The 25,272-nt window shown below is 63.8% G+C and carries 26 protein-coding genes; 21 read left to right on the forward strand and 5 right to left on the reverse strand.

The window, feature by feature from the left end:
* Nucleotides 1-150: 150 nt before the first annotated feature.
* The 3 genes from FJ958_RS20190 to FJ958_RS20200 all read left to right on the forward strand — a co-directional run bounded on the left by FJ958_RS20190 (nt 151) and on the right by FJ958_RS20200 (nt 3,762).
* Entirely contained in the window at nt 151-1,704 is a 1,554-nt protein-coding gene (locus FJ958_RS20190) for a sugar ABC transporter ATP-binding protein (RefSeq protein WP_140744940.1), read from the forward strand.
* Nucleotides 1,701-2,669, forward strand: coding sequence for an ABC transporter permease (locus FJ958_RS20195; protein WP_140744941.1), 969 nt, complete (start codon nt 1,701-1,703; stop codon nt 2,667-2,669). Before FJ958_RS20190 ends, FJ958_RS20195 begins: the two co-directional genes overlap by 4 nt.
* A gap of 76 nt (nt 2,670-2,745) precedes the next feature.
* Nucleotides 2,746-3,762, forward strand: a complete 1,017-nt coding sequence (locus FJ958_RS20200) for a zinc-binding alcohol dehydrogenase family protein (RefSeq protein WP_140744942.1) — start codon at nt 2,746-2,748, stop codon at nt 3,760-3,762.
* A gap of 15 nt (nt 3,763-3,777) precedes the next feature.
* Here the strand turns inward: FJ958_RS20200 and phnF are convergent, their stop codons facing one another.
* Nucleotides 3,778-4,527: a phosphonate metabolism transcriptional regulator PhnF gene (gene phnF, locus FJ958_RS20205; RefSeq protein ID WP_140744943.1), complete on the reverse strand. Its 750-nt coding sequence runs from the start codon at nt 4,525-4,527 to the stop codon at nt 3,778-3,780.
* Between the two features lie 118 nt (nt 4,528-4,645).
* Between phnF and phnG the strand changes: the two genes are divergently transcribed.
* The 13 genes from phnG (at nt 4,646) to phnE (FJ958_RS20270) (ending at nt 15,508) form a co-directional block, all read left to right on the forward strand.
* Nucleotides 4,646-5,107 (forward strand): phosphonate C-P lyase system protein PhnG, encoded by a 462-nt coding sequence (phnG, locus tag FJ958_RS20210; RefSeq protein WP_140744944.1) that lies wholly within the window; start codon nt 4,646-4,648, stop codon nt 5,105-5,107.
* Entirely contained in the window at nt 5,107-5,718 is a 612-nt protein-coding gene (gene phnH / locus FJ958_RS20215; RefSeq protein ID WP_140744945.1) for a phosphonate C-P lyase system protein PhnH, read from the forward strand. Before phnG ends, phnH begins: the two co-directional genes overlap by 1 nt.
* A gap of 1 nt (nt 5,719) precedes the next feature.
* Entirely contained in the window at nt 5,720-6,832 is a 1,113-nt protein-coding gene (locus FJ958_RS20220) for a carbon-phosphorus lyase complex subunit PhnI (RefSeq protein WP_140744946.1), read from the forward strand.
* Nucleotides 6,829-7,248: a FosX/FosE/FosI family fosfomycin resistance hydrolase gene (fosX, locus tag FJ958_RS20225; protein WP_140744947.1), complete on the forward strand. Its 420-nt coding sequence runs from the start codon at nt 6,829-6,831 to the stop codon at nt 7,246-7,248. The genes FJ958_RS20220 and fosX overlap by 4 nt, the downstream gene beginning before the upstream one ends.
* The gene (locus tag FJ958_RS20230) at nt 7,245-8,144 is read left to right on the forward strand and encodes an alpha-D-ribose 1-methylphosphonate 5-phosphate C-P-lyase PhnJ (RefSeq protein ID WP_140744948.1); all 900 of its coding nucleotides are present in this window, start codon (nt 7,245-7,247) and stop codon (nt 8,142-8,144) included. The genes fosX and FJ958_RS20230 overlap by 4 nt, the downstream gene beginning before the upstream one ends.
* Nucleotides 8,141-8,917, forward strand: coding sequence for a phosphonate C-P lyase system protein PhnK (gene phnK / locus FJ958_RS20235; RefSeq protein ID WP_015315654.1), 777 nt, complete (start codon nt 8,141-8,143; stop codon nt 8,915-8,917). The genes FJ958_RS20230 and phnK overlap by 4 nt, the downstream gene beginning before the upstream one ends.
* Before the next feature lie 2 nt (nt 8,918-8,919).
* Nucleotides 8,920-9,627, forward strand: a complete 708-nt coding sequence (phnL, locus tag FJ958_RS20240; protein WP_140744949.1) for a phosphonate C-P lyase system protein PhnL — start codon at nt 8,920-8,922, stop codon at nt 9,625-9,627.
* Entirely contained in the window at nt 9,624-10,241 is a 618-nt protein-coding gene (locus FJ958_RS20245) for a DapH/DapD/GlmU-related protein (protein WP_140744950.1), read from the forward strand. The genes phnL and FJ958_RS20245 overlap by 4 nt, the downstream gene beginning before the upstream one ends.
* Before the next feature lie 87 nt (nt 10,242-10,328).
* Nucleotides 10,329-11,039 (forward strand): DUF1868 domain-containing protein, encoded by a 711-nt coding sequence (locus FJ958_RS20250; RefSeq protein ID WP_140744951.1) that lies wholly within the window; start codon nt 10,329-10,331, stop codon nt 11,037-11,039.
* A gap of 137 nt (nt 11,040-11,176) precedes the next feature.
* Complete coding sequence (gene phnC / locus FJ958_RS20255; RefSeq protein ID WP_140744952.1) at nt 11,177-12,034, forward strand: phosphonate ABC transporter ATP-binding protein; 858 nt, start codon at nt 11,177-11,179, stop codon at nt 12,032-12,034.
* Nucleotides 12,035-12,180: 146 nt separating this feature from the next.
* On the forward strand, nt 12,181-13,089 hold the full coding sequence (gene phnD / locus FJ958_RS20260; protein ID WP_140744953.1) for a phosphonate ABC transporter substrate-binding protein: 909 nt from the start codon (nt 12,181-12,183) through the stop codon (nt 13,087-13,089).
* Nucleotides 13,090-13,144: 55 nt separating this feature from the next.
* Nucleotides 13,145-14,101 carry a phosphonate ABC transporter, permease protein PhnE gene (phnE, locus tag FJ958_RS20265; protein WP_140744954.1) on the forward strand — a complete coding sequence of 319 codons (957 nt, stop codon included), beginning with the start codon at nt 13,145-13,147 and terminating at the stop codon, nt 14,099-14,101.
* Between the two features lie 42 nt (nt 14,102-14,143).
* Nucleotides 14,144-15,508, forward strand: coding sequence for a phosphonate ABC transporter, permease protein PhnE (gene phnE / locus FJ958_RS20270; protein WP_140744955.1), 1,365 nt, complete (start codon nt 14,144-14,146; stop codon nt 15,506-15,508).
* 239 nt (nt 15,509-15,747) lie between these two features.
* Here the strand turns inward: phnE (FJ958_RS20270) and FJ958_RS20275 are convergent, their stop codons facing one another.
* From FJ958_RS20275 to FJ958_RS20285, 3 genes are all read right to left on the reverse strand, one after another.
* Complete coding sequence (locus FJ958_RS20275; RefSeq protein WP_140744956.1) at nt 15,748-16,599, reverse strand: sugar phosphate isomerase/epimerase; 852 nt, start codon at nt 16,597-16,599, stop codon at nt 15,748-15,750.
* A gap of 216 nt (nt 16,600-16,815) precedes the next feature.
* Nucleotides 16,816-18,003: a Gfo/Idh/MocA family oxidoreductase gene (locus tag FJ958_RS20280; protein WP_140744957.1), complete on the reverse strand. Its 1,188-nt coding sequence runs from the start codon at nt 18,001-18,003 to the stop codon at nt 16,816-16,818.
* Between the two features lie 111 nt (nt 18,004-18,114).
* Nucleotides 18,115-19,170 (reverse strand): sugar phosphate isomerase/epimerase, encoded by a 1,056-nt coding sequence (locus FJ958_RS20285; protein WP_140744958.1) that lies wholly within the window; start codon nt 19,168-19,170, stop codon nt 18,115-18,117.
* Nucleotides 19,171-19,569: 399 nt separating this feature from the next.
* On the opposite strand from FJ958_RS20285, the gene FJ958_RS20290 reads away from it, so the two are divergent.
* Genes FJ958_RS20290 through FJ958_RS20305 form a run of 4 tightly spaced genes read left to right on the forward strand, consistent with a single transcriptional unit; the run spans nt 19,570 to nt 23,404 of the window.
* A complete protein-coding gene (locus FJ958_RS20290; protein ID WP_027054376.1) occupies nt 19,570-20,457 on the forward strand; it encodes a sugar phosphate isomerase/epimerase in 888 nt (295 codons plus the stop codon).
* 60 nt (nt 20,458-20,517) lie between these two features.
* Nucleotides 20,518-21,687, forward strand: a complete 1,170-nt coding sequence (locus FJ958_RS20295) for a mandelate racemase/muconate lactonizing enzyme family protein (protein ID WP_140744959.1) — start codon at nt 20,518-20,520, stop codon at nt 21,685-21,687.
* A 2-nt stretch (nt 21,688-21,689) separates the two neighbouring features.
* The gene (locus tag FJ958_RS20300; protein ID WP_140744960.1) at nt 21,690-22,409 is read left to right on the forward strand and encodes a FadR/GntR family transcriptional regulator; all 720 of its coding nucleotides are present in this window, start codon (nt 21,690-21,692) and stop codon (nt 22,407-22,409) included.
* A gap of 2 nt (nt 22,410-22,411) precedes the next feature.
* Nucleotides 22,412-23,404: a hydroxyacid dehydrogenase gene (locus FJ958_RS20305; protein WP_246679671.1), complete on the forward strand. Its 993-nt coding sequence runs from the start codon at nt 22,412-22,414 to the stop codon at nt 23,402-23,404.
* 24 nt (nt 23,405-23,428) lie between these two features.
* Here FJ958_RS20305 and FJ958_RS20310 read toward each other — a convergent pair whose 3' ends face one another.
* Nucleotides 23,429-24,724 carry an amidase gene (locus FJ958_RS20310; RefSeq protein ID WP_140744961.1) on the reverse strand — a complete coding sequence of 432 codons (1,296 nt, stop codon included), beginning with the start codon at nt 24,722-24,724 and terminating at the stop codon, nt 23,429-23,431.
* Between the two features lie 120 nt (nt 24,725-24,844).
* On the opposite strand from FJ958_RS20310, the gene FJ958_RS20315 reads away from it, so the two are divergent.
* Nucleotides 24,845-25,192, forward strand: coding sequence for a GFA family protein (locus FJ958_RS20315; RefSeq protein WP_140744962.1), 348 nt, complete (start codon nt 24,845-24,847; stop codon nt 25,190-25,192).
* Nucleotides 25,193-25,272: the final 80 nt, after the last annotated feature.

Consider the following 25,272-nt stretch of genomic DNA (forward strand, 5'->3'; position numbering starts at 1 on the left):
CATGGTTTCCGGGGCCCGTGCCCCGGAAACCAAACGTATATCGCTTGGAAATCCGCCGCCTTGAGCTAGGCTGCTCCGGCGAGAGTTCCAAAGCCTCGCAGCGCGCCAAATCGTGAGGCCAATCTGGGAGGCCAGTCTGGGAGGATTGTCATGACATCGACCGCGCAAGACCTGCACCCTGCCCCCGTGCTGGAGCCCGGCAGGACGATCCTGGAACTGCGCGGCCTCGAGAAGAAATATCCGGGCACCCACGCGCTGAAGCCGGTCAACCTCGCCTTCAAGTCGGGCGAGATCCACGCCATCGTCGGCGAGAATGGTGCCGGCAAATCCACCTTGATCAAGCTGCTGACCGGCGTCATGCCACGCACCTCCGGCGAGGTGATCTGGGAAGGCAAGCCGGCGGCGCTCGCGACCCCATACGAGGCGATGGCGCTGGGCATCAACGCCGTCCACCAGGAGGTCGTGCTCTGCCGTCATCTGACCGTCGCCGCCAACATGTTCCTCGGCGAGGAGAATTCGCGCTTCGGCATCCTGCAGCAGCGCGCCATGGTCAAGGATGCGCAGAAGATCATCGACGGTCTCGGCTTCGACCTGCCGGCGCATGTCGTGCTCGGCGACCTCACCATCGGCCAGCAGCAGCTGATCGCCGCCGCCCGCGCCACCGTGCGCGGCACCAAATTCCTGATCTTCGACGAGCCGACCGCCTACCTGACCCGCAAGGAGGCCGACCAGCTCTTCACCCTGATCCGCCGGCTGAAGTCCGAGGGCGTGACGATCATCTACATCAGCCACCGCATGGAGGAAGTCTTCGAACTGGCCGATCGCGTGTCCGTGCTGCGCGACGGCACGCTGGTAGGCACCAGGAACATCAGCGAGACCAACGACGCCGAACTGGTCAAGCTGATGATCAACCGCTCGATCGAACAGATCTACCACAAGGAGCATTTCACGCCGGGTGCCGCGATCATCGAGGCCAGGAACCTCTCGGGCAAGGGCTTCGAGAACGTGTCGATGACGGTGCGCGCCGGCGAGATCGTCGGGCTCTACGGCCTGATCGGCGCCGGACGCAGCGAATTCGTCACCACGCTCTACGGCCGCCACCGCAAATCGGCCGGCCAGATCCTGTGGAAGGGCAAGGACGTCCAGATCAATTCCGAGCATGACGCAATCAGGCTCGGCATGGCGCTGGCGCCGGAAAGCCGCCGCGACCAGGGCCTCTGCCTCAACCTGCCGGTTGGCCTCAACCTCAACCTGCCGATCTACAAGCGCATCTCCAACAATCTCTTGATCTCCGGCGCCCAGGAAAAGACCCAGGCCGACCGCCAGATCGCCGATCTCAGGATCAAGACGCCGACACGCAATGCATTGGCCTCCAGCCTGTCGGGCGGTAACCAGCAGAAGATCGTCATCGGCAAGTGGCTGGCCCACGGCGCCAAGTTGTTCATCTTCGACGAGCCGACGGTCGGCGTCGACGTGGGCACCAAGGCCGAGATCTACCGGCTGTTCAGCGCGCTCCTGTCGAAAGGTGCCGGCATCATCCTGATCTCGTCCTATTTGCCGGAAGTCTATGAACTGGCCGACACGCTGCACGTGTTCCGCCGCGGCAAGCTGGTGGCGACGCATGGGTTTCGCACCGCCGATCACGAGGACATTCTCACACAGGCGCTCGCCGAGAAACAAGAAAAGCTGGGAGGAAAGATATGAGCACCGAGGCGATTCCTGCCGAAAAACCGAAGCGCAACTATAACGCCCTGTTCGGGTTGACGCTGCTGGCGCTGCTGGTGCTGCTCTGGATCATCCTGTCGCTGGCGACATCGAGCTTCGCCTCGGCGAACAACATCTCGAACCTTTTGCGTCAAGGCTCGATGATCGCCATTTTGGCTGTCGGCCAGACCTTCGTCATCATCACCGGCGGCATCGATCTGTCCGTCGGCGCCGTGGTCGGCTTCGCCACCGTTATTGCGGCGATGCTGATCAATGCCGGCATCCCGGTCTTCCTCGCAATCCTGCTCACCCTGCTGGTCGGCGTCGCCATCGGCCTCTTCCATGGCTTTGGCATCGTCAAGATGGGCCTCCCGCCCTTCATCATCACCCTGGCGACGCTGACGTCGCTGCGGGGCATCGGCCTTTTGATGACCAACGGCAATTCGATCTCGATCAACAACGATGCCTTCCAGGAATTCTCGCGCAACTCCTTCCTCGGCATCCCCAATCTGTTCTGGATGGTCCTCCTGGTCGGCATACCCGCTTACGTCTTCCTGCATCACAGCCGCTGGGGCCGTTATCTCTTTTCGGTCGGCTCGAACGCCGAGGCTTCGCGCCTGTCGGGCGTCAATGTCCAGCGCACCATCTTCATGGCCTACACGCTGTCGGGTCTCTGCGCGGCGTTCGTCGGCGTGCTGCTCGCGTCGCGCATCGGCATCGGCAATCCGACCCAGGCCGAGGGCTGGGAACTGCAGGCGATCGCCTCGTCGGTGATCGGCGGCACCTCGCTGTTCGGCGCCGTCGGCTCGGTGCATGGACCACTGCTCGGCGCCTTCATTCTCGCCACCATCAACAACGGTGCCAACCTGCTCAACGTCAACGCCTTCTGGCAGCGTGTCATCACCGGCGTGCTGATCATCGTCATCGTCTATTTCGACGGCCTGCGCCGCCGCGGCGGCAAGTAGTCAACGAACCGAAATTCGATCGCCGGTCCGATATCGAGACGGGCCGGCGTTTTCGTAAAACCGACTGGACTGAAATATGAAAGCCGTCGTTTGCCGCTCACCCGGCGACCTTGTCCTGGAAGACCACCCCGCGCCCGACTCGCCACCTCCCGGCTGGGCGCTGGTGGCGGTCAGCCATGTCGGCATCTGCGGCACCGACTATCATATCTTCGAAGGCAAGCACCCGTTCCTCGCCTACCCCCGCATCATGGGCCACGAGGTGTCGGGGACGATTGTCGAGACCGGTGAAGGCGTCGATCTGGCCATTGGCGAACCGGTGGTCGTCAACCCCTATCTGTCCTGCGGCAGGTGCATCGCCTGCCGGCATGGCAAGCCGAATTGCTGTGTGCGGATCGAAGTGCTCGGCGTCCATCGCGATGGTGCCATGTGCGAGCAGATCCTGGTGCCGGCACGGAACCTCTATCCCGCCGACGGCCTGTCGCTTGCCGACGCCGCGGCGATAGAATTCCTGGCCATCGGCGCGCATGCCGTGCGTCGCTCGCGCGCCGACCCCGGCGCCCGCACGCTGGTGATCGGCGCCGGCCCGATCGGGCTTGGCACCGCCATCTTCGCCCGCATCGCCGGGTCCGACGTGACGCTGCTCGACATGAGCAGCGAAAGATTGAATTTTGCCGCGAACGAACTCGGCTTCCCGGCCCTCGATGGATCACACGGCGCGGCATCCGATCTGGTCAGGGAGGCGACGTCAGGCGAAGGGTTCGACGTGGTCTTCGACGCCACCGGCAACACCCAGTCGGTGCAGTCGGCCTTTGCCCATGTCGCGCATGGCGGGACCCTGGTGCTGGTCAGTGTCGTCAAGGATGACATCGCCTTCTCCGACCCGGAGTTCCACAAACGGGAGATGACGCTGATCGGCAGCCGCAACGCCTTGCGCGCCGATTTCGATCATGTCGCCGCTTCGATCCGCAGCGGCGCCGTGCCGTTGGCCAAGCTGGTTACCCACCGGACGAGATTGGCCGATACGCCGTCCGATCTCGCCCGCTGGGCGCACGAGAAATCCGGCCTGATCAAGGCCGTGATCGAGGTCGGATAGTCGGCTGAAGCCGGCTTAGAGAGCCGACAACTTCAGCTCGACCCGTTCGGCCGGAAAGCGCGACTCGGAAAACTGGATCGGCTGGCCGTCTGGCGTGACGTTGACGGCCACCGTTACCAGCACGATGGCGCCGGGCTGCAGGTCGAGGTCGGCAAGGTCGGCCGCATCGGCATGGCGAGCCGACAGCACGGTCGATTGCCGGAGATAATCGTCTATGCCGAAACGCGCCAGCGACGCCGTGACCGATCCTGTCTCAGCCATGGCTTTGTCGATACCGGCAAAGCGCCTGGCATCGAACCAGCCGGCGGCGCGCGATACCGGCCGACCATCGGCTTCGCCGCGTGTCTCCAGCCTTATCACCTCGGTCCCCCTGGCCAGCCCGAGCCCCTCGGCGACTCGCTGGCTGGCAGGCTCGACCGAGGAGGCAAGCAGCACGATGTGCCGTTCCGACGTCTGCCCCTGCAGGCCTGTCGAAAAGCGTGTGCGCGCGCCGATCGGATAGGAGAGCCGCTTGCGCGACAAGACGAAGGTGCCGCGTCCCTGCTCGGCCCTGAGCACCCCTTCCTGGACAAGGGCCGATATGGCGCTGCGCACCGTGTGGCGGTTGACGCCGTAGCGTTCGGCCAGCGCCATTTCGGGCGGCAGCGCGGCATTCTCGGCGAAATCGCCGGCCGCGATCGCCTGCAGGATCCTGTCCACGATCTGCCGCCACAACGAAACACCGCTGCGCCGCTCGATACTGTCGGCCTCCTGTCGCCCGGTCATGAATCGCCCCTACTCTGTCGCTTGTCATCCACCCGTCATGGACTCGCGTTAGGTAATATGTATAATTTGTATAGTTGTCTATATCAATAGACAAATTTAGCCAAGAGGAATGCAACGCATGCGAGGACAGGAAGCCCGCGACCAGGCCGAGCGGAAGGCCGCCATGGCGACGCTGGCGCAATCGAGCGGCGACGACATCGTCCGGCTTTGGAACGAGGCTGGCCTGCCTTCGCAAGCCGAGCTGCTGCGCGGTCCCGAGACGGGCCTGGTCACGTTGCGCGGCCGCATCGGCGGCGGCGGCGCGCCATTCAATGTCGGCGAGGCGACCGTCACCCGCGCCACTGTCCGTCTGCCGTCCGGACAGGTCGGCCATTGCTACGCGCTTGGCCGCGACAAGCAAAAGGCGAAGCTGGCGGCCATCGCCGACGCGCTGTGGCAGGACCCTGCCCGCCGCACCGAGGTCGAGACCAGGCTGATCGCGCCTCTACGGGCGGCGCTCGCCACTACCCATGAAAAACGCCGCGCCGAGACCGCGGCAACGAAGGTGGATTTCTTCACCATGGTTCGCGGAGAAGACTGATGGACATCGCAGCGCAATCGATCGAGGGCGGTTTCGCCGATCCGGTCTTCAACGCCCAGACCGTTTTTCGCGCGATCATGGACGCGATGGCGCGGCCGGGCAGCGTGCAGCCCCTGCCGGTCCTTGCCCGCCCGCCGGCGCCGCTCTCGGCGACCGCCGGCGCCGTGGCGCTGGCGCTCTGCGACAACGACACGCCGCTCTGGCTCGACCCGGCCCTGCACGCCTCCACCGCGGTCACCTCCTGGCTGGGTTTCCACACCGGCGCGCCGCAGGCCAACACGCCTGCCGACGCGCATTTCGCCTTTGTCGCCACACCCGCCGAGTTGATGGCGCTCGACGGCTTTTCGCAGGGCACGCAGGACTATCCCGACCGCTCAACCACGCTGATCCTGCAGGTCGGCGATCTCGCTTCCGGCACCCCGCTGCTACTCGAAGGCCCCGGCATCGAAACCAGCGCCACGATCGCGCCGGCGCAGATGCCGCGTCATTTCATCGAGCAGTGGAAGCAGAATATCAAGCGCTTTCCGCGCGGCGTCGACATCATCCTCGCCACGTCGGAAGGCATAGCCTGCCTGCCGCGCACGACGCGCATCAAGACGATGGAGGCATAAGATGTATGTCGCGGTAAAAGGCGGCGAGGCCGCAATTGCCAACGCCCACAGCCTCCTTGCCGACCGCAGGCGCGGCGACCGTTCAGTGCCGGCGCTGCGCCTCGACCAGATCGTCGAGCAGCTGGCGCTGGGAGTCGACCGGGTGATGAGCGAAGGCTCGCTTTATGACCGTGAACTCGCCGCGCTCGCCATCGTCCAGGCGCGCGGCGACATGATCGAGGCGATCTTCCTGGTGCGCGCCTATCGCACCACGCTGCCGCGCTTCGGCTACAGCAACCCGATCGACACCGGCACGATGCTGGTCGAGCGGCGGGTCTCGGCGACCTACAAGGACCTGCCCGGCGGCCAGTTGCTCGGCCCGACCTTCGACTATACGCACCGCCTGCTCGATCCCGAACTGGCCGCAGGCGCCGATGTGGCCGAGCCCTTGCGGCGCGAGACGGAAGCGCGGGCCATGCCGCGCGTCTCTGCGATCCTCGCCCGGGAAGGGCTGATCGAACCGGATGGCGAGATGCCGCAGGACCATGTTCCGGGCGACATCACCCGCGAGCCGCTGGAATTCCCGATGGCACGCGACATCCGCCTGCAGGCGCTGTCGCGCGGCGACGAGGGTTTTCTCCTGGCGCTCGGCTATTCCACCCAGCGCGGCTATGCCCGCAACCACCCCTTCGTCGGCGAGATCCGCATCGGCGAGGTCGAGCTGGAGCTTGACGTGCCGGAACTGCCTTTCGCCGTGCAGCTCGGCACGGTGCGGGTCACGGAATGCCAGATGGTCAACCAGTTCAAGGGCTCGGCCAAGGCGCCGCCGCAATTCACCCGCGGCTACGGTCTCGTCTTCGGCCAGAGCGAGCGCAAGGCGATGGCCATGGCGCTGTGCGACCGGGCGCTGCGCGCCTCCGAACTCGGCGAGGACATCGTCGCCGCCGCCCAGGATGAGGAGTTCGTCATCTCGCACTCCGACAATGTCCAGGCGACCGGCTTCGTCGAGCATCTGAAGCTCCCGCACTATGTCGACTTCCAGGCCGAGCTCGACCTGGTGCGCCGCATGCGCGCCGAGTATGAGGCCCGCGAAAACCCCATGAAGGCGGAAGAGAAAAGGGGGGCCGCGGAATGATCGACGGCCTGTCCCACATGACCTTCATCGTGCGCGATCTCGACCGGATGACCAGGATTCTCGAGGGCGTGTTCGATGCGCGCGAGGTCTATGCCAGCGACGCCGAACAGTTCTCGCTGTCGCGCGAAAAATTCTTCCTGATCGGCGACATCTGGATCGCCATCATGGAAGGCAAGCCGCTGCCGGAGCGCAGCTACAATCACGTCGCCTTCAAGATCGATGATGCCGATTTCGACCGCTATGCCGAGCGCGTCGGCAAGCTCGGGCTGGAGATGCGCCCGCCGCGCCCACGCGTCGAGGGCGAAGGCCGCTCGATCTATTTCTACGACGACGACAATCACATGTTCGAACTGCACACCGGGACGCTCAACCAGCGGCTGGCGCGCTATGCCAAAGGACTGAAAGTCTCAGCATGACCGACATCGCCACCTACAACTTCGCCTATCTCGACGAACAGACCAAGCGGATGATCCGCCGCGCGATCCTCAAGGGCATCGCCATCCCTGGCTACCAGGTGCCGTTCGCCTCGCGCGAAATGCCGATGCCTTACGGCTGGGGCACCGGCGGCGTCCAGGTCACCGCTTCGATCATCGGCCCCGACGATGTGCTGAAGGTCATCGACCAGGGCGCCGACGACACCACCAATGCGGTCTCGATCCGCGCCTTCTTCAAGAAGGTCGCCGATGTCGCCGTCACCACGGAGACCGCCAAGGCAACCATCATCCAAACCCGCCACCGCATCCCCGAGCATCCGCTGACCGCGGGCCAGGTGCTGGTCTACCAGGTGCCGATCCCGGAACCCCTGCGCTTCCTCGAACCGCGCGAAACCGAAACGCGCAAAATGCACGCGCTGGAGGAATACGGCCTCATGCATGTGAAACTCTACGAGGACATCGCCAAGCACGGCCGCATCGCCACCACCTATGCCTATCCGGTCAAGGTCGAGGGGCGCTATGTGATGGACCCCTCGCCGACGCCGAAATTCGACAACCCGAAAATGCATCGCTCGCCGGCCCTGCAGCTGTTCGGCGCCGGCCGCGAAAAGCGCATCTACGCGGTGCCGCCCTTCACCGACGTCGTCAGCCTCGACTTCGAGGACCATCCATTCGAGATACAGACCTTCGACCAGCCCTGCGCGCTGTGCGGAGCCGAGAATGTCTATCTCGATGAGGTCATCCTCGACGACCATGGCGGCCACATGTTCGTCTGCTCCGACACCGACCATTGCGAGAAGCGGCGCGAAGACGGCCATCGCGGTCATCTTGCCCCTGAAAGCCTTCTTGCCTCGGAAAAAATGGAGCCGGCACAATGACCGACGAACCGCTGCTACGCGTTTCGGCGCTTTCCAAATTCTACGGGTCGCGAGTCGGCTGCGACAACGTTTCGTTCGACCTGTGGCCGGGCGAGGTTCTGGCTGTCGTCGGCGAGTCCGGTTCCGGCAAGACGACGCTGCTCAACTGCCTGTCAACCCGGCTTTTGCCTTCCTCCGGCACCGCCAGCTATCGTATGCGCGACGGCCAGTTCCGCGAGCTCTACCGCATGAGCGAGGCCGAGCGCCGCTTCCTGATGCGCACCGACTGGGGTTTTGTCCATCAGAACCCAGCCGACGGCCTGCGCATGACCGTGTCGGCCGGCGCCAATGTCGGCGAACGGCTGATGGCGGTCGGCGACCGCCATTACGGCAAGATCCGCGCCACCGCCGTCGACTGGCTGTCGCGCGTCGAGATCGAGGAAGACCGCATCGATGACGAACCGCGCGCCTTTTCCGGCGGCATGCGCCAGCGTCTGCAGATCGCCCGCAATCTCGTCACCGGTCCACGGCTGGTGTTCATGGATGAGCCGACCGGCGGCCTCGATGTTTCCGTGCAGGCGCGCCTGCTTGATCTCTTGCGCGGGCTCGTCACCGATCTTGGCCTGGCGGCAATCGTCGTTACCCACGACCTTGCCGTGGCTCGGCTTCTGTCGCAGCGCATGATGGTGATGAAGGACGGTCGTGTCGTCGAAAGCGGCCTCACCGACCGCGTGCTCGACGACCCGCGCGCGCCCTACACCCAGCTTCTCGTCTCCTCGATCCTGCAGGTCTGATCATGCCAACCCCGCTCGTTGTCTCCGATGTCGCGAAAAGCTTCACCATGCATCTGCGCGACGGTATCAAATTGCCAGTCGTCGCCGCTGTTTCGTTCTCGATCAAGGCTGGCGAATGCACGGTGCTGGGCGGTCCCTCCGGTGCCGGCAAGAGCTCGATCCTGAAGATGCTTTACGGCAACTATGCCGTCGATGAAGGCCAGATCATCGTCAGCCATGAAGGCGGCCTGATCGATCTCGCCAATGCCAGCCCACGCACCGTGCTTGCCGTGCGCCGGCAAACCATCGGCTATGTCAGCCAGTTCCTGCGCACCGTGCCGCGCGTCTCGGCGCTCGATGTCGTTGCCGAACCGCTGGTCGAGCGCGGCGAAGAACGCGAAGTGGCCAGAGGCAAGGCGCGCGCTTTGCTGGCGCAGCTCAATTTGCCGGAGAAACTGTGGGCGCTGCCGCCGGCGACCTTCTCCGGCGGCGAGCAGCAGCGCGTCAATATAGCGCGCGGCTTCATCACCGAGCATCCGATCCTTTTGCTCGACGAGCCGACCGCTTCGCTCGACGCCAGGAACCGCGACGTGGTGATCGAGCTCATCGCCGCCAAGAAGTCGGCGGGCGTCGCCCTGCTCGGCATCTTCCACGACCACGACGTGCGCGAGGCGGTCGCCGACCGCGTCATCGACGTGACAGCTTTCGCTCCGGGAAAACTCGCGGCATGACCAGGAAGTTATCCGAGACACCGTTGGTCCACCCGACGGCGGAGGTACACAATTCGACACTCGGCCGCTGGACCGAGATCGCCGACCGCAGCCGGGTTTCGGAGAGCGAACTCGGCGACTATTCCTACATGATGCAGGACTGCGCCGTGTGGTGCGCGACGATCGGCAAGTTTGCCAACATCGCGGCAAGCGTGCGCCTCAACGCCACCAACCACCCGACATGGCGGCCGACACTGCACCATTTCACCTACCGCGCTTCGGACTATTGGGACGACGCCGAGCACGAGAGCGAATTCTTCGCCCAGCGCCGCGCCAAACGGGTCACCATTGGCCACGACACCTGGCTCGGTCACGGCTCGACCATTTTGCCCGGCGTCACCGTCGGCGACGGCGCGGCGGTCGGCGCGGGCGCGGTGGTCTCGAAAGATGTTGCCCCCTACACCATCGTCGCTGGCGTTCCGGCAAAGCCGATCCGGGAGCGCTTCGACCGCCGCACCGCGGAACGCTACCAGGCACTTGCCTGGTGGGACTGGGACCATGCCAGACTGCGCGCTTCGCTCGACGATTTTCGCGAACTCGAGGCCGAGGCGTTTCTGGAGAAGTACGGCGGATAACCCAGTGCATCGTTGTTGAGGAGGAGGTCCGTTTCATACCCTTGACACAGGACTCGGACAGGAGGCCATCTCCCCAAGGAGATCGCCATGCTCGACACCGTCAGATCGTCGCTCGCCGGATTCTTTGCCGGCTCCAATCCAACCCCGCCAGCGCATCTCGGCACACGCTACGATGCGTCAGGCAATTTCCTGATCGAGCCCGGCAACACGGTCGTCAGCCATCTCGTCAGCGGTTCGCCGTCCGAAGCCGTGGTGCTTGCGGTGCGCGAGCGGATGCTGGCCATGCCCGATGCCGACAGGCTGGCCTTCACGCCAGTGTCCAGCCTGCACATGACGCTGTTCCAGGGTATCATCGAATATCGCCGCCGCTTGCCCTACTGGCCGCAGGACGTGCCGCTCGATACCAGCATCGACGCCATGACCCGCCTCTATCTGGAACGGCTGAAAGATTTCGAGGGTTTCGGTCCTTTCAACATCAAGGTCGTCGAGGTGGTGCCGACCGGCCTCACCGTTGCCGGTGCGACTGACCACGACATGCGCATCATGCGCCAATGGCGCGATGCGCTGGCGGTGCCGTTTGGATACCGGCATCCAGACCACGACACCTACGTCTTCCACATAACCTTTGCCTATCAGATCCAACGGCTTGCGGATGACAGGGCGGCGGCTTGGCAGGCGCTCTTCGACGATTGCCTCGCGCTTTTCGCGCGGCAGGCACCGGTGATCGAGATCAAGGCTCCCGCTTTCTGCGCATTCCGCGACATGAAGCATTTCGAGGAACTGCAGGTGCTCGGCTGATCGCGCTCCTCGGGCGCCCGACACGAGGCCTGTGGGTCGTAACAAAACTGACATCAATCCGACACCGCAGGTTCATGGCGCTGCGCTAGCGAAGACCCAACAGACCTTCAACCGCGACTGGACTGGAGCCCGGCCCCATGTCAGCAACTTCCGCCACGCTCGAAATCCGCGGCGTCAGCCGACGATTTGGCAAGAACACCGCCGTCAGCGACGTCAGCATTTCGATTCCGCAGGGTCAGATGGTTGGCGTCATTGGCCGTTCCGGCGCTGGCAAATCAACCCTTCTTCGCATGATCAACCGTCTTGTCGATCCCAGCCAGGGGTCGATTTTTTTTGACGGCGCCGAGGTCTCCCGGTTGCGCGGTTCGCCCTTGCGGCGCTGGCAGCGCGACTGCGCCATGATCTTCCAGCAGTTCAACCTGGTGCCGCGCCTCGACGTGCTGACCAACGTGCTGCTCGGCAAGCTGAACCATCGTTCGACCCTGTCCAATCTTCTGGGCATGTTCTCGCGCGCCGAATGCGCTGAAGCGGTCGCGGCGCTGGAGCGTCTCGATATCGCACGGACGGCCCTTCAGCCCGCCGGCACCCTGTCGGGCGGACAGCAGCAGCGCGTCGCGATAGCCCGCGCCATGATGCAGCAGCCCAAGGTGATCCTCGCCGACGAGCCGATCGCCTCGCTCGACCCGCTCAACGCCAAGGTGGTGATGGATTCGTTGCAGGACATCAACCTGCGCGAAGGCATAACCGTCGTCACCAATCTGCATACGCTCGATACCGCCCGCGCCTATTGCAGCCGCATCATTGGCATGGCCGCCGGCAAGGTCGTCTTCGACGGCCCACCGGAAGAGCTCGACCGCGACGCCGTGCGTCTTGTCTACGGCGCCGATGCCAATGGCAGCGAAATCTCCGAGGCCATCACCTCGACCAGCGTTGCCTACAAACAAAAGATTGCCGCATCCGCCGGACCGCTCGAACCCGCTTTCCCGGGATACTGAGCCCATAATCCCGAAAGTGGAATTCGCTTTTCGGGAAAGATCATGGGCCAAGAAAAGCCGTACTGGATCGTCCGCCCGCGTCAAGGGCACCGTCAAAATCAAGAACGCTGCCGGCGCGGGGCCGGAACCTACAGGAGAGATGTCATATGTTCAGGAAAATGATTTTTGGCGCCGTTTCGGTGCTCGCAATGGCCACCAGCATGGCCCATGCCGCCGACATGAAAGAATTCCGCGTCGGCATTCTCGGCGGTGAAAACGAGACCGACCGCCTGCGCAACTACCAGTGCCTGGCCGACCACCTGAAGACCGAGTTCGGCTTCGAGAAGGTCTCGCTGTTCCCCGCCGCCGACTACGACGGCGTCATCCAGGGCCTGCTCGGCGGCACGCTCGACTTCGCCGAGCTCGGCGCTTCCGGCTATGCCAGCGTCTATCTCAAGGACCCGAAGGCGGTTACCCCGATCCTCACCACCAAACAGACCGACGGTTCCACCGGCTATTACTCGATCGGCATGGCGCTGAAGTCCTCGGGCATCAAGGACATCATGTCGGCCAAGGGCAAGAAGCTCGGCTACGCCGACCCGGATTCGACCTCGGGCTATCTGATCCCGCTGACGCAGATTCCGAAGACCACCGGCATGCCGAACGACAAGTTCTTCGCTTCGACCCAGTTCAACGGTGGCCACGAGAATAACGTGCTCGCCGTGCGCGACGGCAAGGTCGATGTCGCGGTCGACGATTCCTCGGGCATCGGCGACTTCAAGAACGGCTACAGCTCCGGCACCTTCCACAAGGAAGTTGCCAAGGGCGCCGTCGACCCTAACGACTTCGTCGAAGTCTGGCGCTCGGGCCTGATCCCGAACGGCCCGCTGGTCGTACGCACCGCGCTCGGCGACGAGATGACCGCAAAGCTCTCCGCGTTCTTCACCGATCTGCCCAAGAAGGACAAGGCTTGCTTCGAAGGCGTCGAAGGCGGCGATTTCACCGGCTACGTTCCGGTGAAGCCGGACTTCTACAGCGTTATCGTCGAAGCCCGTAAGGCTGCCATCGGCGGCTAACGGCGAAATCGAAAAGGGCGGCGCGCAAGGTGTCGCCCTTTTTGCATCTCCGATCATGACCCTTTCCGTTCCCGCCCCTTCCGGCACGCCCAACGCGATGGCCGACGCCTGGCGGCGCCAGACATCGCTTCGCCGCCTCTATACGGTGCTAGGCGTTGGATTGCTGCTGGCCGCCATGTTCGGCAGCATGTGGTTTGCCGACGAAGCCAATGCCGGGCATTTCTTCGACCGGCTTCCCCACCTTCTGGATTTCCTGAGCTGGCTCGTCCCCAAGGACTGGAACGACGTCTGGCGGGCACTATTCGACATCGCCTCGCCGCATGACACCGGCACCCAGGAATTCAACTTCCCGCTCGGCCGAGTCTATGTCTGGGGCGCCTTTTATGTCCCCGAATATTTCGAGCTGATGCTGACCACGGTCAATGTGGCCCTGGTCTCGACCTTCATCGGCTTCCTCTTCGCGGTGCCGTTCTCCTTCATCGCCGCGCGCAACCTGACACCGCATCCGGCGCTGAGGCTGGTGGTCAAGCGCTTCATGGAACTGCTGCGCGCCTTCCCCGAGATCGTCATCGCCGGTCTCTTCGCGGCAATCGTTTCCATCGGCCCGATCGCCGCCATCATCGCCATCGGCCTGCATTCGATCGGCGCGCTCGGCAAGCTGTTCTACGAGATCAACGAGAACATCGACATGCGCGCCGAGGAAGGCCTTCGCGCCGTCGGCGCCAACTGGTTCGAACGGGTGCGCTTCGCCGATCTGCCGCAGGTGCTGCCCAACTTCATGTCGTACACGCTGCTGCGCGTCGAGATCAACGTCCGTGCCTCGACCATCATCGGCGCCGTCGGCGGTGGCGGTATCGGCGAGGAACTGAAGCTGTCCATTTCGCGCGGCTTCGGCGCCAAGACGCTGGCGCTGGTGCTGCTCCTGTTCACGACGATCTTCCTCGTCGACCAGTTTTCCGCCTGGCTACGCCGCAAGCTCGTCGGCGAGCAGGCCTTCCTGATGAACGCTTAGATCGGCTTTCGGAAAAATCATGGCCAACCAGAAAGACAAGTCATGGCGATGACCGCTGACGAAATCCAGTCGATCGAGGAGCGCTATCCGCAGGTGTTCCGTCGCCCGGCTTACAAGCGCTACGGCCCGTTGTTCCTGATCGTGGGCACGATGCTCTACCTTGCCTATGCCATGTGGTTCTTCAACCTGCCGCAAGTGCTGAGGGAATCGCACTGGGAGCGCCTGCCGCTCTTCCTGACGCAGTGGATCAGCTACGATCTGCAGCCGGAATTCCGCCTCGACCAACCCGAGATCACACCGAAATATCCGCGCTTCTCGGCTCTTGGCGATAACCCGAACCCAGACTGGGTGATCAAGAATCCGGACGGTAGTTTCACCGTGCTGATCGACGGCCCGGCAAAATCCATCACCTTCAATAAAGCACAAGCGACGATTGATGCCCACGGGCAGACGGTTCACGTCTCGCTGACCAGCGGCAAGCCCCTGGTCGAAGGCCAGGTACCGGACTGGATCACCGCGCATGACGACGAGGTGGTGGCCAGGATGGGTTTCGTCGGCGAGGTTCGCGTCACGGTCGACCGCGTCAAGGTGCGCAAGCGCTTCCTCGGCTGGGCGAATTTCGTCTTCGACACACGCTCGCCCTTCTTCGGCAAGCCGGCCGGCGAAGTGATTTCGCTGATCGCGTCCGGACCCGAGCTGAAGCCAGGTACCTCGAACCTCGCGCTTGCCGCCGACAATATCTGGAACAACGCCCAGTGGCAGCACGGCGATGTCTGGACGAAGCTGCTGCAGACCATCGTCATGGCGTTCCTGGGCACACTGCTCGGCGGCATCGTCGCCTTCCCGCTCGCCTTCTTCGCCGCCCGCAACATCACGCCGAGCGGCGCGCTCGGCCAGGTGCTCAAGCGCTTCTTCGACTTCATGCGCTCGGTCGACATGCTGATCTGGGCTCTGTTCTTCACCCGCGCCTTCGGCCCCGGGCCGCTGGCCGGCAGCGCGGCGATTTTCTTCACCGAGATCGGCACGCTTGGCAAAGTCTATTCCGAAGGTCTTGAGAACATCGACGACAAACCGCGCGAAGGCATCAAGTCGACCGGCGCCAACGGCCTGCTGGTACAGCGTTATGGCGTAATGCCGGAAGTCATACCCATCTTCATCAGCCAGACACTCTACCAATGGGAATCCAACACAAGAGGCGCGACCATTATCGGCGCCGTCGGCGCCGGCGGGATCGGCCTGAAATTGTGGGAAGCGATGCGCACCAACTCCAACTGGGCCAACGTCTTCTACATGGTGCTGCTGATCCTGATGGTCGTCTTCATCTTCGACAACATCTCGAACTTCCTGCGCCGCCGGCTGAGCCGCACGATCCACGACTACAACAGGATCCAGGCCCGGCAGGGGTGATCAACGACGCCCTGCTTGGTAGCGGCCCGCGCCGCCTTCGTCATCCACGGGCGGAGCAAGGAGCGAAGCGACGCGGCGCAGACCCGAGGATCCATGCCGGAACATTCGCGGTAAAATACAACGGTCAAAAAATGTCCGTAGGACCGCCACCGTCGCGGTGCTGAAAAGTCTCGGCGTGGATCCTCGGGTCTCCGCGTCCGCTTCGCTCCCGCTCCGCCCGTGGATGACGAGTGAGCGGCTTAAGCTGCCTTCCTCCATCCAGCCCTGATATGCTTATACCCCTCCCGATAAACCGCCTCCGGCGTCTCGGAAAAATCGCGCCACACCTTGGTCGCCGCAGCCAGGTCCTTGAGCGAGCGGCCGAAGGCCTCTATCGTCAGCCAGTCGTCATAGCCGCTTTTGCGGATCGCCGAAAACGTCTCCTTCCACGGGAGGTTGCCACGCCCCGGCACGCCGCGATCGTTCTCCGATATGTGGATATGCACGATGTTGCCCCGATGCTTCGTATAGGCGCCGACCGGGTCGGCCTCCTCGATGTTGGCGTGGAAAGTGTCGTACATCGCCCTGATGTGCGGCCGGTCGATGGCGTCGATATGCTCAGACAGGTCGGCCATCGTGTTGAGGAGATAGCATTCGAAGCGGTTCAGCGCCTCGAGCCCGATGGTGACCTTCCGCTTGCCGGCATGGTCGCCGATGGCACGTTGCGAAGCAACCGAGCGCTTCTTCTCGGCGGCCGTCGGTCCGCTGCCGGAGAAGGCGCCGAGCGTCGAATGCAGCGGTCCGCTCAGCGTGCGCGCGCCAAGTGCATCCGCGCAATCGACGGCCCATTTCATGTAATTGATCCCGGCCCTGCGCGTTGCCGCATCGGCCGAGATCAGGTTCATCGCCGGATCGCCCATCGCCGATACAGCGGTCCGCTCCAGCCCGATGCGGTCAAGCGACTCGCCCAGTTTCCTGTAGTTGTCCGGCGTGCCGGCGAAGATCGGTATCTCGACCCCGTCGAAGCCGGTCGCCTTGATGTCGCGAAGCAGCGGCTCGTGCTTCTTCGATACCGCCGTCGTCCACAAGAACATGCACATGCCGATTTTCATCGACGCTCCTCCCCTTTTGGCGGCCAGCTGGTTGCACCGCCGGTTTTCGCCACTCCCCCTCATCCGGCCGCTTCGCGGCCACCTTCTCCCCGAGGGGAGAAGAGAGATGCGCCGACGCCTCCTCTCCCCCTCGGGGAGAGGTCGAATTGCCCCGAATTGCCCTTCGCAATTCGGTTGGCAATCCGGGTGAGGGGGTCTCCCCCAGCGAAGTCGAAACTATAGCTTTGTCCACGCTCCATTCTTCTTCGACGACTTCACGCAGGCTTCGATGAAGGCCATGCCTTCGACGCCGTCCTCGATGGTCGGAAAGACGACATCCTTTGCCGGCTTGCCACCCTTGCGGCGCGCCGCACGGATGGCCCGCGCCGCTTCCTGATAGATGTTGGCGAAACCTTCGAGATAGCCCTCGGGATGGCCCGACGGCACGCGGCTGACGCGGCCAGCCACCGGCAATGCGCCGGCGCCATTGCGGGTGATCAATTGCTTCGGCTGGCCGAAGGGTGTGTACCAGAGATAGTTCGGATCGGCCTGCACCCACTCCAGCCCGCCTTTCGAGCCATAGATGCGCAGCTTCAGCCCGTTCTCATGACCCGGCGCCACCTGGCTTGCCCAGATCATGCCCTTGGCCGGATGCGTTTTTCCATTTGGCTTGAAGCGCAGCATGACGTTGACATTGTCGTCGAGTTGCCGTCCCGGCACGAAGGCATCGAGATCGGCCGACAGGGAGTCCAGCTCCAGCCCGGAAACGAAGCGAGCAAGGTTGTAGGCATGCGTGCCGATGTCGCCCAGAGCCCCGCCGGCGCCCGCTTGTTTCGGGTCGCCGCGCCACGACGCCTGCTTCTGGCCGGTGGCGGCGAGATCCTCGGTCAGCCAGTCCTGCGGATATTCGGACTGCACGATGCGGATGTCGCCGAGCATGCCCTTGGCCACCATCTCGCGCGCCTGCCGCACCATCGGGTAGGCGGTGTAGTTATGGGTAAGCACGAACACCTTGCCGGTCTTCTCGACGATCGCGGCAAGCTTTTTCGCCTCGGCAAGCGTCGTCGCCAGCGGCTTGTCGCAGATGACGTGAATCCCGGCCTCGAGGAAGGCCTTGGCCGCCGGCACGTGCACATTGTTGGGCGTGACGATGGCCACCGCCTCGATACCGTCGGGGCGCTTCGCCTCGGCCTTGGCCATCTCGGCATAGGATGCATAGCTGCGGTCCGGATCGAGTCCGAGTTCGGCGGCCGATGCCTTGGCGCGCGCCGGATCGGACGACAACGCACCGGCAACCAGCACGAAATCATTGTCCATGCGCGCCGCGATGCGGTGCACCGCGCCGATGAACGCGCCCTGCCCGCCGCCGACCATGCCGTAGCGGATCGGGCCGCCTCCCGTTTCCGACTTCGATGCACCGACCATTTTTGTCTCCCTCGTTGTGCTTACCTCCCCCTCGAGGGGAGGTCGATCCGCGCAGCGGATCGGGTGGGGTCGCAGGCCGAATATCTCGGCCTGAACCTATCCCTCCCGGCGCTAAATTCCCATCATTGCGCGCAGCAGCTTCTTGTCGGTGGTGCCGCCGGCGAAATCGTCGAACGCCTTCTCCGTCACACGGATGATGTGATGCTGGATGAAGGGCGCGCCTTCGGCTGCGCCATCCTCGGGATGTTTCAGGCAGCACTCCCATTCCAGCACTGCCCAGGAATCGTAATCGTACTGCGTCAGCTTGGAGAAGATGCCGCCGAAATCCACCTGGCCATCACCCAGCGAACGGAAGCGGCCGGCGCGGTTGACCCAACCCTGATAGCCGGAATAGACGCCTTGCCGCCCGGTCGGGTTAAACTCGGCGTCCTTGACGTGGAAGGCCTTGATGCGCTCGTGATAGATGTCGATGAATTCGAGATAGTCGAGCTGCTGCAAAAGGAAATGCGACGGATCGTAATTGATGTTGCAGCGCTTGTGGCCGCCGACCGCGTCGAGGAACATCTCGAAGGTAGCGCCGTCGAACACGTCTTCGCCGGGATGGATTTCATAGCCGACATCGACCCCATTGTCCTCATAGACATCGAGGATCGGCTTCCAGCGCTTGCCGAGTTCGGCGAATGCCTCCTCGATCAGCCCGGCGGGCCGTTGCGGCCAGGGATAGAGGTAAGGAAAGGCCAGCGCGCCGGAGAAAGTCACCGAGGCATCGAGCCCAAGGTTGCGTGATGCCTTGGCGCCGAATGTCATCTGCTCGACTGCCCATTTCTGCCGCGCCTGGGGATTATTGTGCACCGAAGCCGGCGCAAAGCCGTCGAACTGCGTGTCGTAGGCCGGATGCACCGCCACCAATTGACCCTGCAGATGCGTCGACAATTCGGTGATCTCCACGCCGGCATCGGCACAGATGCCCTTCACCTCGTCGCAATAAGCCTTGGAGGACGCCGCCTTCTCAAGATCGAACAGGCGTCGGTCCCAGGTCGGGATTTGCACGCCCTTATAGCCGAGACCGGCCGCCCATTTGGTGATCGAGGCCAGCGAATTGAATGGCGCGGCATCGCCCGCGAACTGCGCCAGAAACAGCCCGGGACCCTTCATTGTCGTCGGCATCGGCATCCTCCCCTTCTTTGTACGACCAAGCATAGCGCTGATTGGAAACAGGGCCAGCCACTCTGGTCTTTCGCATCGTGCGCTTTGCAGGCACTGCCATTCTGGTATTACCAAATAGGGGAATTTGGTCAAGCCTCACAATGGTTCGGCCAAGCCCTCCCTGCATCCGGGATATCGACATATATCGCAATACAATCAATGGAATAATTCGCATATCGAGTTACGCCGCCACGCTTCTTGCCGTTCAGGAGAATTTGCTGTAGACCTCGCCTCAGGCCCAATTGGTCGAACCAGTTTGCGGGAAAGGGCTGGGGATGCCTTGGGGAGGAACGCTTGCGTCGTCTTTCGGCGATGCATGTCGCAGGCAAACCATACGGACGAATTTGGGAAGGACAGACCATGCATCTTTCGACGCACAACTGGATGCGCGCGGAACCCCTGGAGACCACGCTCAAGCGCATCAAGAAATTCGGCTATGAGTCGATCGAGATTTCCGGCGAGCCCGAGCAATACAAAACCAAGGAGACGCGGGCGCTCTTGAAGGAGCATGGCATCCGCTGCTGGGGTGCGGTGACCTTGATGTTGGGCGAGCGCAACCTTGCCGCCAGGAACCAGGGCCAGCGCGAGCGCTCCGTGCAGTATGTCAAGGACGTGCTGACCATGGTCAGCGAACTCGATGGCGAGATCATCACCCTGGTTCCGGCCACGGTCGGCAAGGTGGTGCCTGACGGCACCGAGGAAGAGGAATGGAAGTGGGTGGTCGACGCGACCCGCGAATGCTTCACCCACGCCAAGAAGGTCGGTGTCAAGATTGCGGTCGAGCCGCTCAACCGCTTCGAGACCTATCTGTTCAATCGCGGCGCCCAGGCGCTGGCACTGGCTGACGCGGTCAGTCCCGAATGCGGCGTCTGCCTCGACGCCTACCATATCCACATGGAGGAATTTAACGTCCATGACGCCATCCGGCAGGTCGGAAAGCGGCTGTTCGACTTCCATGTCGCCGACAACAACCGCTTCGCCGCCGGCCTCGGCCAGATCGACTGGCCAAGGATCGTCGCCACCTTGAAGGAAGTCGGCTACGACGGCGCGCTGACCAACGAGTTCGTGGCCCCGGTCGACCGCACGCCGGCGGCCCCCTATCCCGACATGGTCGAGCGCCACCCGGTCGATATCTCGCCCGAGCAGCTGAAATTCATCCAGGACCATGGCTCCAGCGTGCTCACCGAGAAATTCTACACCGACCAGATGCGCATCACCGCCGAAACGCTGCTGCCGCTGATCAAGTAGTCGACTGCCTCTGGGAAATTTGCCCTTCCGCCCCGACCGGCGGCAGGGCTGGGGAAAAATATGCGCATCAACACCGTCCAGGCCTGGTGGGTCCGCATCCCGATCGAAGCCGCGCGGCAGCACCGCAGCGACTTCGGTCAGGTGACGACCTTTGATGCCGCCGTTCTGCGCATAGGGACCGATGACGGGCTGGTGGGCTGGGGCGAAGGCAAGAACGCCGCCGGCAGCGCCGGCAGCTACGGCGCGCTCGTCCATATGCTGAACCACGAAGTCGGCCCACAATTGATCGGCCGAGATCCAGCCGATATCGGCGTCATCTGGGAGATGCTCTACAACGGCGTGCGCCACGACAGTGCGGCCCGCGCCGGCCACGCCATGCCGCAGTTGGCGCGGCGCGGCATGAGCATTGCCGCCATCAGCGCCGTCGACATCGCGCTCTGGGATATTCTGGGCAAGTCGCTCGGCCAACCGGTCTGGCGGTTGCTCGGAGGACGCAAGGTCGATCGCATGCAGGCCTATGCTTCCGGCGGCTGGGCGTCCGCCAATGCCATCGGCGAGCAGTTGAAATCCTACATCGCCCAGGGCGGCTTCAAGGCGCTGAAGATGCGGGTCGGCGCCATGGATGGCGCCGCACATATTTCCGCGGCCCGCGTGCGCGCCGCCCGCGAGGCGCTCGGCCCCGATGTCGAGTTGATGGTCGATGCTCACGGCACCTATACGGTGGCCGAGGCCAAGCGCTTCATCCATCTCGTCAACGACCTCGATCTCGCCTGGTTCGAGGAGCCTGTCATCGCCGACGACAAGCCGGGCTTGGCGGAAGTGCGTGCGTCCGGCGCCGTTCCGATCGCCACCGGCGAGAGCGAGGCGACGCGCTATGCCTTCCGCGACCTCGCAATGCTCAAGGCCGCCGACATCTTCCAGCCTGATCCCGCCTTCTGCGGCGGCATCAGCGAGGCGATGAAGATCGGCACCATCGCCAGCGCCTTCAACCTGCGCTTTGCACCGCATCTATGGGCCGGCGCGCCCTGCTTCTTCGCCGGGCTGCATGTCTGCGCCGCATCGCCGTCGAGTTTCACGGTCGAGTATTCGCTCGGCGCCAACCCGATGATCCACGATCTGATCGAAGAGACTGTCGAAGCAAGGGACGGTATGATAGCGATCCCCGAAAAGCCCGGATTGGGATTCACCATTTCGGAGCGATTCCTGGAGGCGCACGCGCAACGCAATTGACGATGAAAGAAAAGAACCTTCTCGCGGAACTCGCCGCCTATCTGTTCTCCCACTCCGACAACGAGACGGGCCGTACACCGTCGGAACGTGAGCTGGCTGAGCATTTCGGCGTCAGCCGCGGCCAGATCCGCGAGGCGCTGGCCATCCTCGAAGCCATGCGCATCGTCGAGCGCCGGGCGAAATCCGGTATCTATATCGATACCAAGCAGGCGAGCGTCGAAGCGCTGGCGCTGTTTGCGCGCGCCGGCCTGCCGCTTGATCCGTTGCAGATCTATGAGACCGTCGAATTGCGCAAGATCCACGAGATCAAGGCGGCCGAGCTTGCCTGCTCGCGCGCCACCGAGGACAATTTCGAACGGCTGCGCGAGATCCTCAAGGCCTCCGAGGAGCGCATCGCCGCCGGCGAGGGCCTCGCCAAGGAGGACCGGGAGTTTCACCTCGAGATCGTGCGCGCCACCAAGAACGGCGTCTTCCATAACATCTGCAGCGTCTACTATCTGATGGGCGAACAGCGCTTGCCGATCTACTTCAACGATCCCGAACGCAGCGTGCGTTCGCATGCAGAGCACGTACAGATCTATGAGGCGCTGCTGCGCCGCGACGGCAATCTCGCCCAGGCGCTGATGAGCGCTCATCTGCAGGGCGCGGAAAGCTACTGGAAGGGGCTGATCGAAGGCGGCAAGGCGGTTGCGCCAGCGAGCCCGGCGCTCGAAAAGGCCTGACCGTGGGCCAGGCCGTGCCGAAGATCCTGTCGACCCATCCGCTGCATCCGCGCGCTTCGGCCAGGCTCGCCGGCGCCGGTCAACTCGTCATCGCTTCGGCGCTCGATCCCGGCACTCTCACCAGGGAGGCCAAGGACGCCGACATCGTCATCGTGCGCGCACCGCTGCCGCCGGCGCTGTTCGAGGACGCCTGGAAGCTGCGAGCGGCGATCCGCCATGGCGCCGGGCTCGACATGATCCCGATGGAGGCGGCGACCGGCGCCGGCGTGCTGGTGGCCAACGTGCCGGCGGTCAACGCGCGCTCGGTGGCCGAACATGTCATATTCGCGGCTCTTGCGCTGCTGCGGCAATTCCGCAGGGTCGACCGCGACCTGCGCGCCAAAGGCTGGCTTGCCGGACGCGAGCATGCCAACGCCAATATCGAGCTTGCCGGCAAGACCATCGGCATCGTCGGCCTTGGCGCGGTCGGGCAGGCCGTCGGCCATATCGCCGCGCACGGCTTCGACCTGAAGGTGGTGGCAACGACACGCAGCATGCAGCCGGCGCCGGAGAAGGTCGGCTTCCTGTCGATCGACGCGCTGGTCGAGCAGAGCGACATCATCGTGCTCTGCTGTCCGCTGACGCCGGAGACGCGCGGCCTGATCAGCCGCGAGCGCATCGCGCGCATGAAACCCAACGCGCTGCTGATCAACGTCTCGCGCGGACCGGTCGTCGACGACGACGCGCTGATCGAGGCCTTGCGGGAGCGCCGCATCGGCGGCGCCGCACTCGACGTGTTTTCAACGCAGCCACTGCCGCCAAATCATCCCTATTTTGGCTTCGACAACGTCATCATCACCCCGCATATGGCAGGGATCACCGAGGAATCGATGATGCGCATGGGGGTCGGCGCGGCGGGCGAGGCCTTGCTGGTGCTGGCGGGCAAACTGCCGGTCAATCTGCGCAATCCGGAAGTGGTCGATCACTACCGGCGACGGTTTCCGCTCGACATATAGCGCATCGCGGTTTCGCCCTGCCGATCAGCCGCCCAGCAGCCTCTCCACTTCAGCAGCTATCCGCAGCAGATGCCGGTCATGGCCGTTGCGCGCAACCAGCATCAGGCCGCCCGGCAGCGCCATGTCAGGCATCGGCAGCGAAATCGCGCAGAGGTCGAACTGGTTGGCGACCTGTGTGTTGCGCAGCAGCAGGCCCTCGATACGATCACGCAGTTCGGCATCCTCGGCCATGGAAACGATCGTCGGCGCCGTCACCGGCGTGGTTGGCAGGGCCAGTACATCGACCAGCGTCAGGCGCTCGTCCATGGCGGCGGCGAGCGCACCGCGGCGGCGCAGTGCCCTGATGTAGACCGGAGTCGGCAGCATTGCCGCCCGCGACAAAGGCCCGCTGACATGCGGGTCGACCGCCATCGATGCGCCCGTCGCCAGCCAGTCGGAATGCACTTCAGCCCCTTCCATCGCGGCGATCGAGCCACGCTTGGTGGCCGCACGCAAATCCGCGATCATGTCGTCGATCGACAGGTCCGCAATGCGCGCCCCAGCCCGTTCGATCTTGCCAAGACAACGCTCGAAGGCCGCGGCAACTTCGCCTTGCGTGTCCCCGAAAAGAACGCCGCGCGGTATGCCAACGCGGAGCCCGGCGAGTGCAATGCCCGCCAGCTCGCTCGGCATCTCGCCGGCCATCACCGCATCGGCAGCGGCACATTGCGCGACCGTTCGGGCAAGCGGCCCGATCGAGTCCAGAGTGCTCGACAGCGGAAAGGCACCGGCAAGCGGCACGCGCCGTGCCGTCGGCTTGAAGCCGACGACGCCGTTGAGCGCCGCCGGAATGCGGATCGAGCCGCCAGTGTCGGAACCGATGGAGATGTCGCTCATTCCCTCGCCGACGGAAACGCCAGCGCCGGACGACGAACCGCCCGGAATGCGGCTGGCGTCGACGGCATTGCCTGGCGTGCCGTAATGCATGTTGTCGCCGATCGCGGTGAAGGCGAATTCGGTCATGTTGGTCTTGCCGATGATCACCGCGCCGGCCTGCCGCAGGCGGCTGACGATGGCGGCATCGCGCACAGCGGGCGTGGCAGTCCTGAGCATCAGCGAACCGGCCGTGGTCGCCTCGCCGGCGACATCGAACAGATCCTTGATCGAGACAATCGTGCCGTCGAGCGGTCCAAGCGTCACGCCGGCTCGGCTGCGGGCGTCGCTGGCGTCGGCTGCCGCGCGCGCCGGCTCCGCGTAAATCCTCGTGAAAACGCGTTCGTCGCCGGCGCGGGCGGCAAGGCGCGCAAGAATAATCTCGAGATGATCCCGGACGGATTGCATTGTCGGTGTCGGACTCCGGACTGCCTGAACGTCTTAAGATGAGAAGCCAGTTGCATGGCTTGCCGAGACTTAACCCGGCGAAGGCGATTTTGCACCCCTGCCGGATACGAGGAAGAAACGATGCTCTACAGAGGCAGCTGTCACTGCGGCAACGTCGCCTTCGAATTCAGGGCGAAGCTGACCGGTGTCGTGCGGTGCAATTGTTCGATCTGCTCGCGCAAGGGCGCGCTCCTGTGTGCCGTCCCGCATGAAAGCCTGACAGTCCTCGCCTGGGGTGATGACCTGGGCACCTATACATTCGGCAATCATGCCATCGCGCACCGTTTCTGCCGCACCTGCGGCATCCACCCTTTCGCCGAGGATGTCCGCGAAGGCGATCAACGCAGCGCCTACGTCAACCTCAACTGTGTCGAGGGTATCGACATTTCCGTTCTGTCGATCTTCGACTTCGACGGTCGGTCGGCCTGAGCCTCTCGCTCGTTCCGGCGGGAACGATCCGGCGCCGCAACCCGCTTTGTTGCCGCCACCAGAACGGCAACGGCCCGAAA

This window comes from Mesorhizobium sp. B2-3-5 (assembly GCF_006442395.1).
In the GTDB taxonomy this organism is placed as follows: domain Bacteria; phylum Pseudomonadota; class Alphaproteobacteria; order Rhizobiales; family Rhizobiaceae; genus Mesorhizobium.

Bases quoted from the DNA above. Each gene is read 5' to 3' on its own strand.
- FJ958_RS20190 (WP_140744940.1), top strand. From the start codon at position 151: ATGACATCGACCGCGCAAGACCTGCACCCTGCCCCCGTGCTGGAGCCC.
- FJ958_RS20195 (WP_140744941.1), top strand. From the start codon at position 1,701: ATGAGCACCGAGGCGATTCCTGCCGAAAAACCGAAGCGCAACTATAAC.
- FJ958_RS20200 (WP_140744942.1), top strand. From the start codon at position 2,746: ATGAAAGCCGTCGTTTGCCGCTCACCCGGCGACCTTGTCCTGGAAGAC.
- phnF (WP_140744943.1), bottom strand. From the start codon at position 4,527: ATGACCGGGCGACAGGAGGCCGACAGTATCGAGCGGCGCAGCGGTGTT.
- phnG (WP_140744944.1), top strand. From the start codon at position 4,646: ATGCGAGGACAGGAAGCCCGCGACCAGGCCGAGCGGAAGGCCGCCATG.
- phnH (WP_140744945.1), top strand. From the start codon at position 5,107: ATGGACATCGCAGCGCAATCGATCGAGGGCGGTTTCGCCGATCCGGTC.
- FJ958_RS20220 (WP_140744946.1), top strand. From the start codon at position 5,720: ATGTATGTCGCGGTAAAAGGCGGCGAGGCCGCAATTGCCAACGCCCAC.
- fosX (WP_140744947.1), top strand. From the start codon at position 6,829: ATGATCGACGGCCTGTCCCACATGACCTTCATCGTGCGCGATCTCGAC.
- FJ958_RS20230 (WP_140744948.1), top strand. From the start codon at position 7,245: ATGACCGACATCGCCACCTACAACTTCGCCTATCTCGACGAACAGACC.
- phnK (WP_015315654.1), top strand. From the start codon at position 8,141: ATGACCGACGAACCGCTGCTACGCGTTTCGGCGCTTTCCAAATTCTAC.
- phnL (WP_140744949.1), top strand. From the start codon at position 8,920: ATGCCAACCCCGCTCGTTGTCTCCGATGTCGCGAAAAGCTTCACCATG.
- FJ958_RS20245 (WP_140744950.1), top strand. From the start codon at position 9,624: ATGACCAGGAAGTTATCCGAGACACCGTTGGTCCACCCGACGGCGGAG.
- FJ958_RS20250 (WP_140744951.1), top strand. From the start codon at position 10,329: ATGCTCGACACCGTCAGATCGTCGCTCGCCGGATTCTTTGCCGGCTCC.
- phnC (WP_140744952.1), top strand. From the start codon at position 11,177: ATGTCAGCAACTTCCGCCACGCTCGAAATCCGCGGCGTCAGCCGACGA.
- phnD (WP_140744953.1), top strand. From the start codon at position 12,181: ATGTTCAGGAAAATGATTTTTGGCGCCGTTTCGGTGCTCGCAATGGCC.
- phnE (WP_140744954.1), top strand. From the start codon at position 13,145: ATGACCCTTTCCGTTCCCGCCCCTTCCGGCACGCCCAACGCGATGGCC.
- phnE (WP_140744955.1), top strand. From the start codon at position 14,144: ATGGCGATGACCGCTGACGAAATCCAGTCGATCGAGGAGCGCTATCCG.
- FJ958_RS20275 (WP_140744956.1), bottom strand. From the start codon at position 16,599: ATGAAAATCGGCATGTGCATGTTCTTGTGGACGACGGCGGTATCGAAG.
- FJ958_RS20280 (WP_140744957.1), bottom strand. From the start codon at position 18,003: ATGGTCGGTGCATCGAAGTCGGAAACGGGAGGCGGCCCGATCCGCTAC.
- FJ958_RS20285 (WP_140744958.1), bottom strand. From the start codon at position 19,170: ATGCCGACGACAATGAAGGGTCCCGGGCTGTTTCTGGCGCAGTTCGCG.
- FJ958_RS20290 (WP_027054376.1), top strand. From the start codon at position 19,570: ATGCATCTTTCGACGCACAACTGGATGCGCGCGGAACCCCTGGAGACC.
- FJ958_RS20295 (WP_140744959.1), top strand. From the start codon at position 20,518: ATGCGCATCAACACCGTCCAGGCCTGGTGGGTCCGCATCCCGATCGAA.
- FJ958_RS20300 (WP_140744960.1), top strand. From the start codon at position 21,690: ATGAAAGAAAAGAACCTTCTCGCGGAACTCGCCGCCTATCTGTTCTCC.
- FJ958_RS20310 (WP_140744961.1), bottom strand. From the start codon at position 24,724: ATGCAATCCGTCCGGGATCATCTCGAGATTATTCTTGCGCGCCTTGCC.
- FJ958_RS20315 (WP_140744962.1), top strand. From the start codon at position 24,845: ATGCTCTACAGAGGCAGCTGTCACTGCGGCAACGTCGCCTTCGAATTC.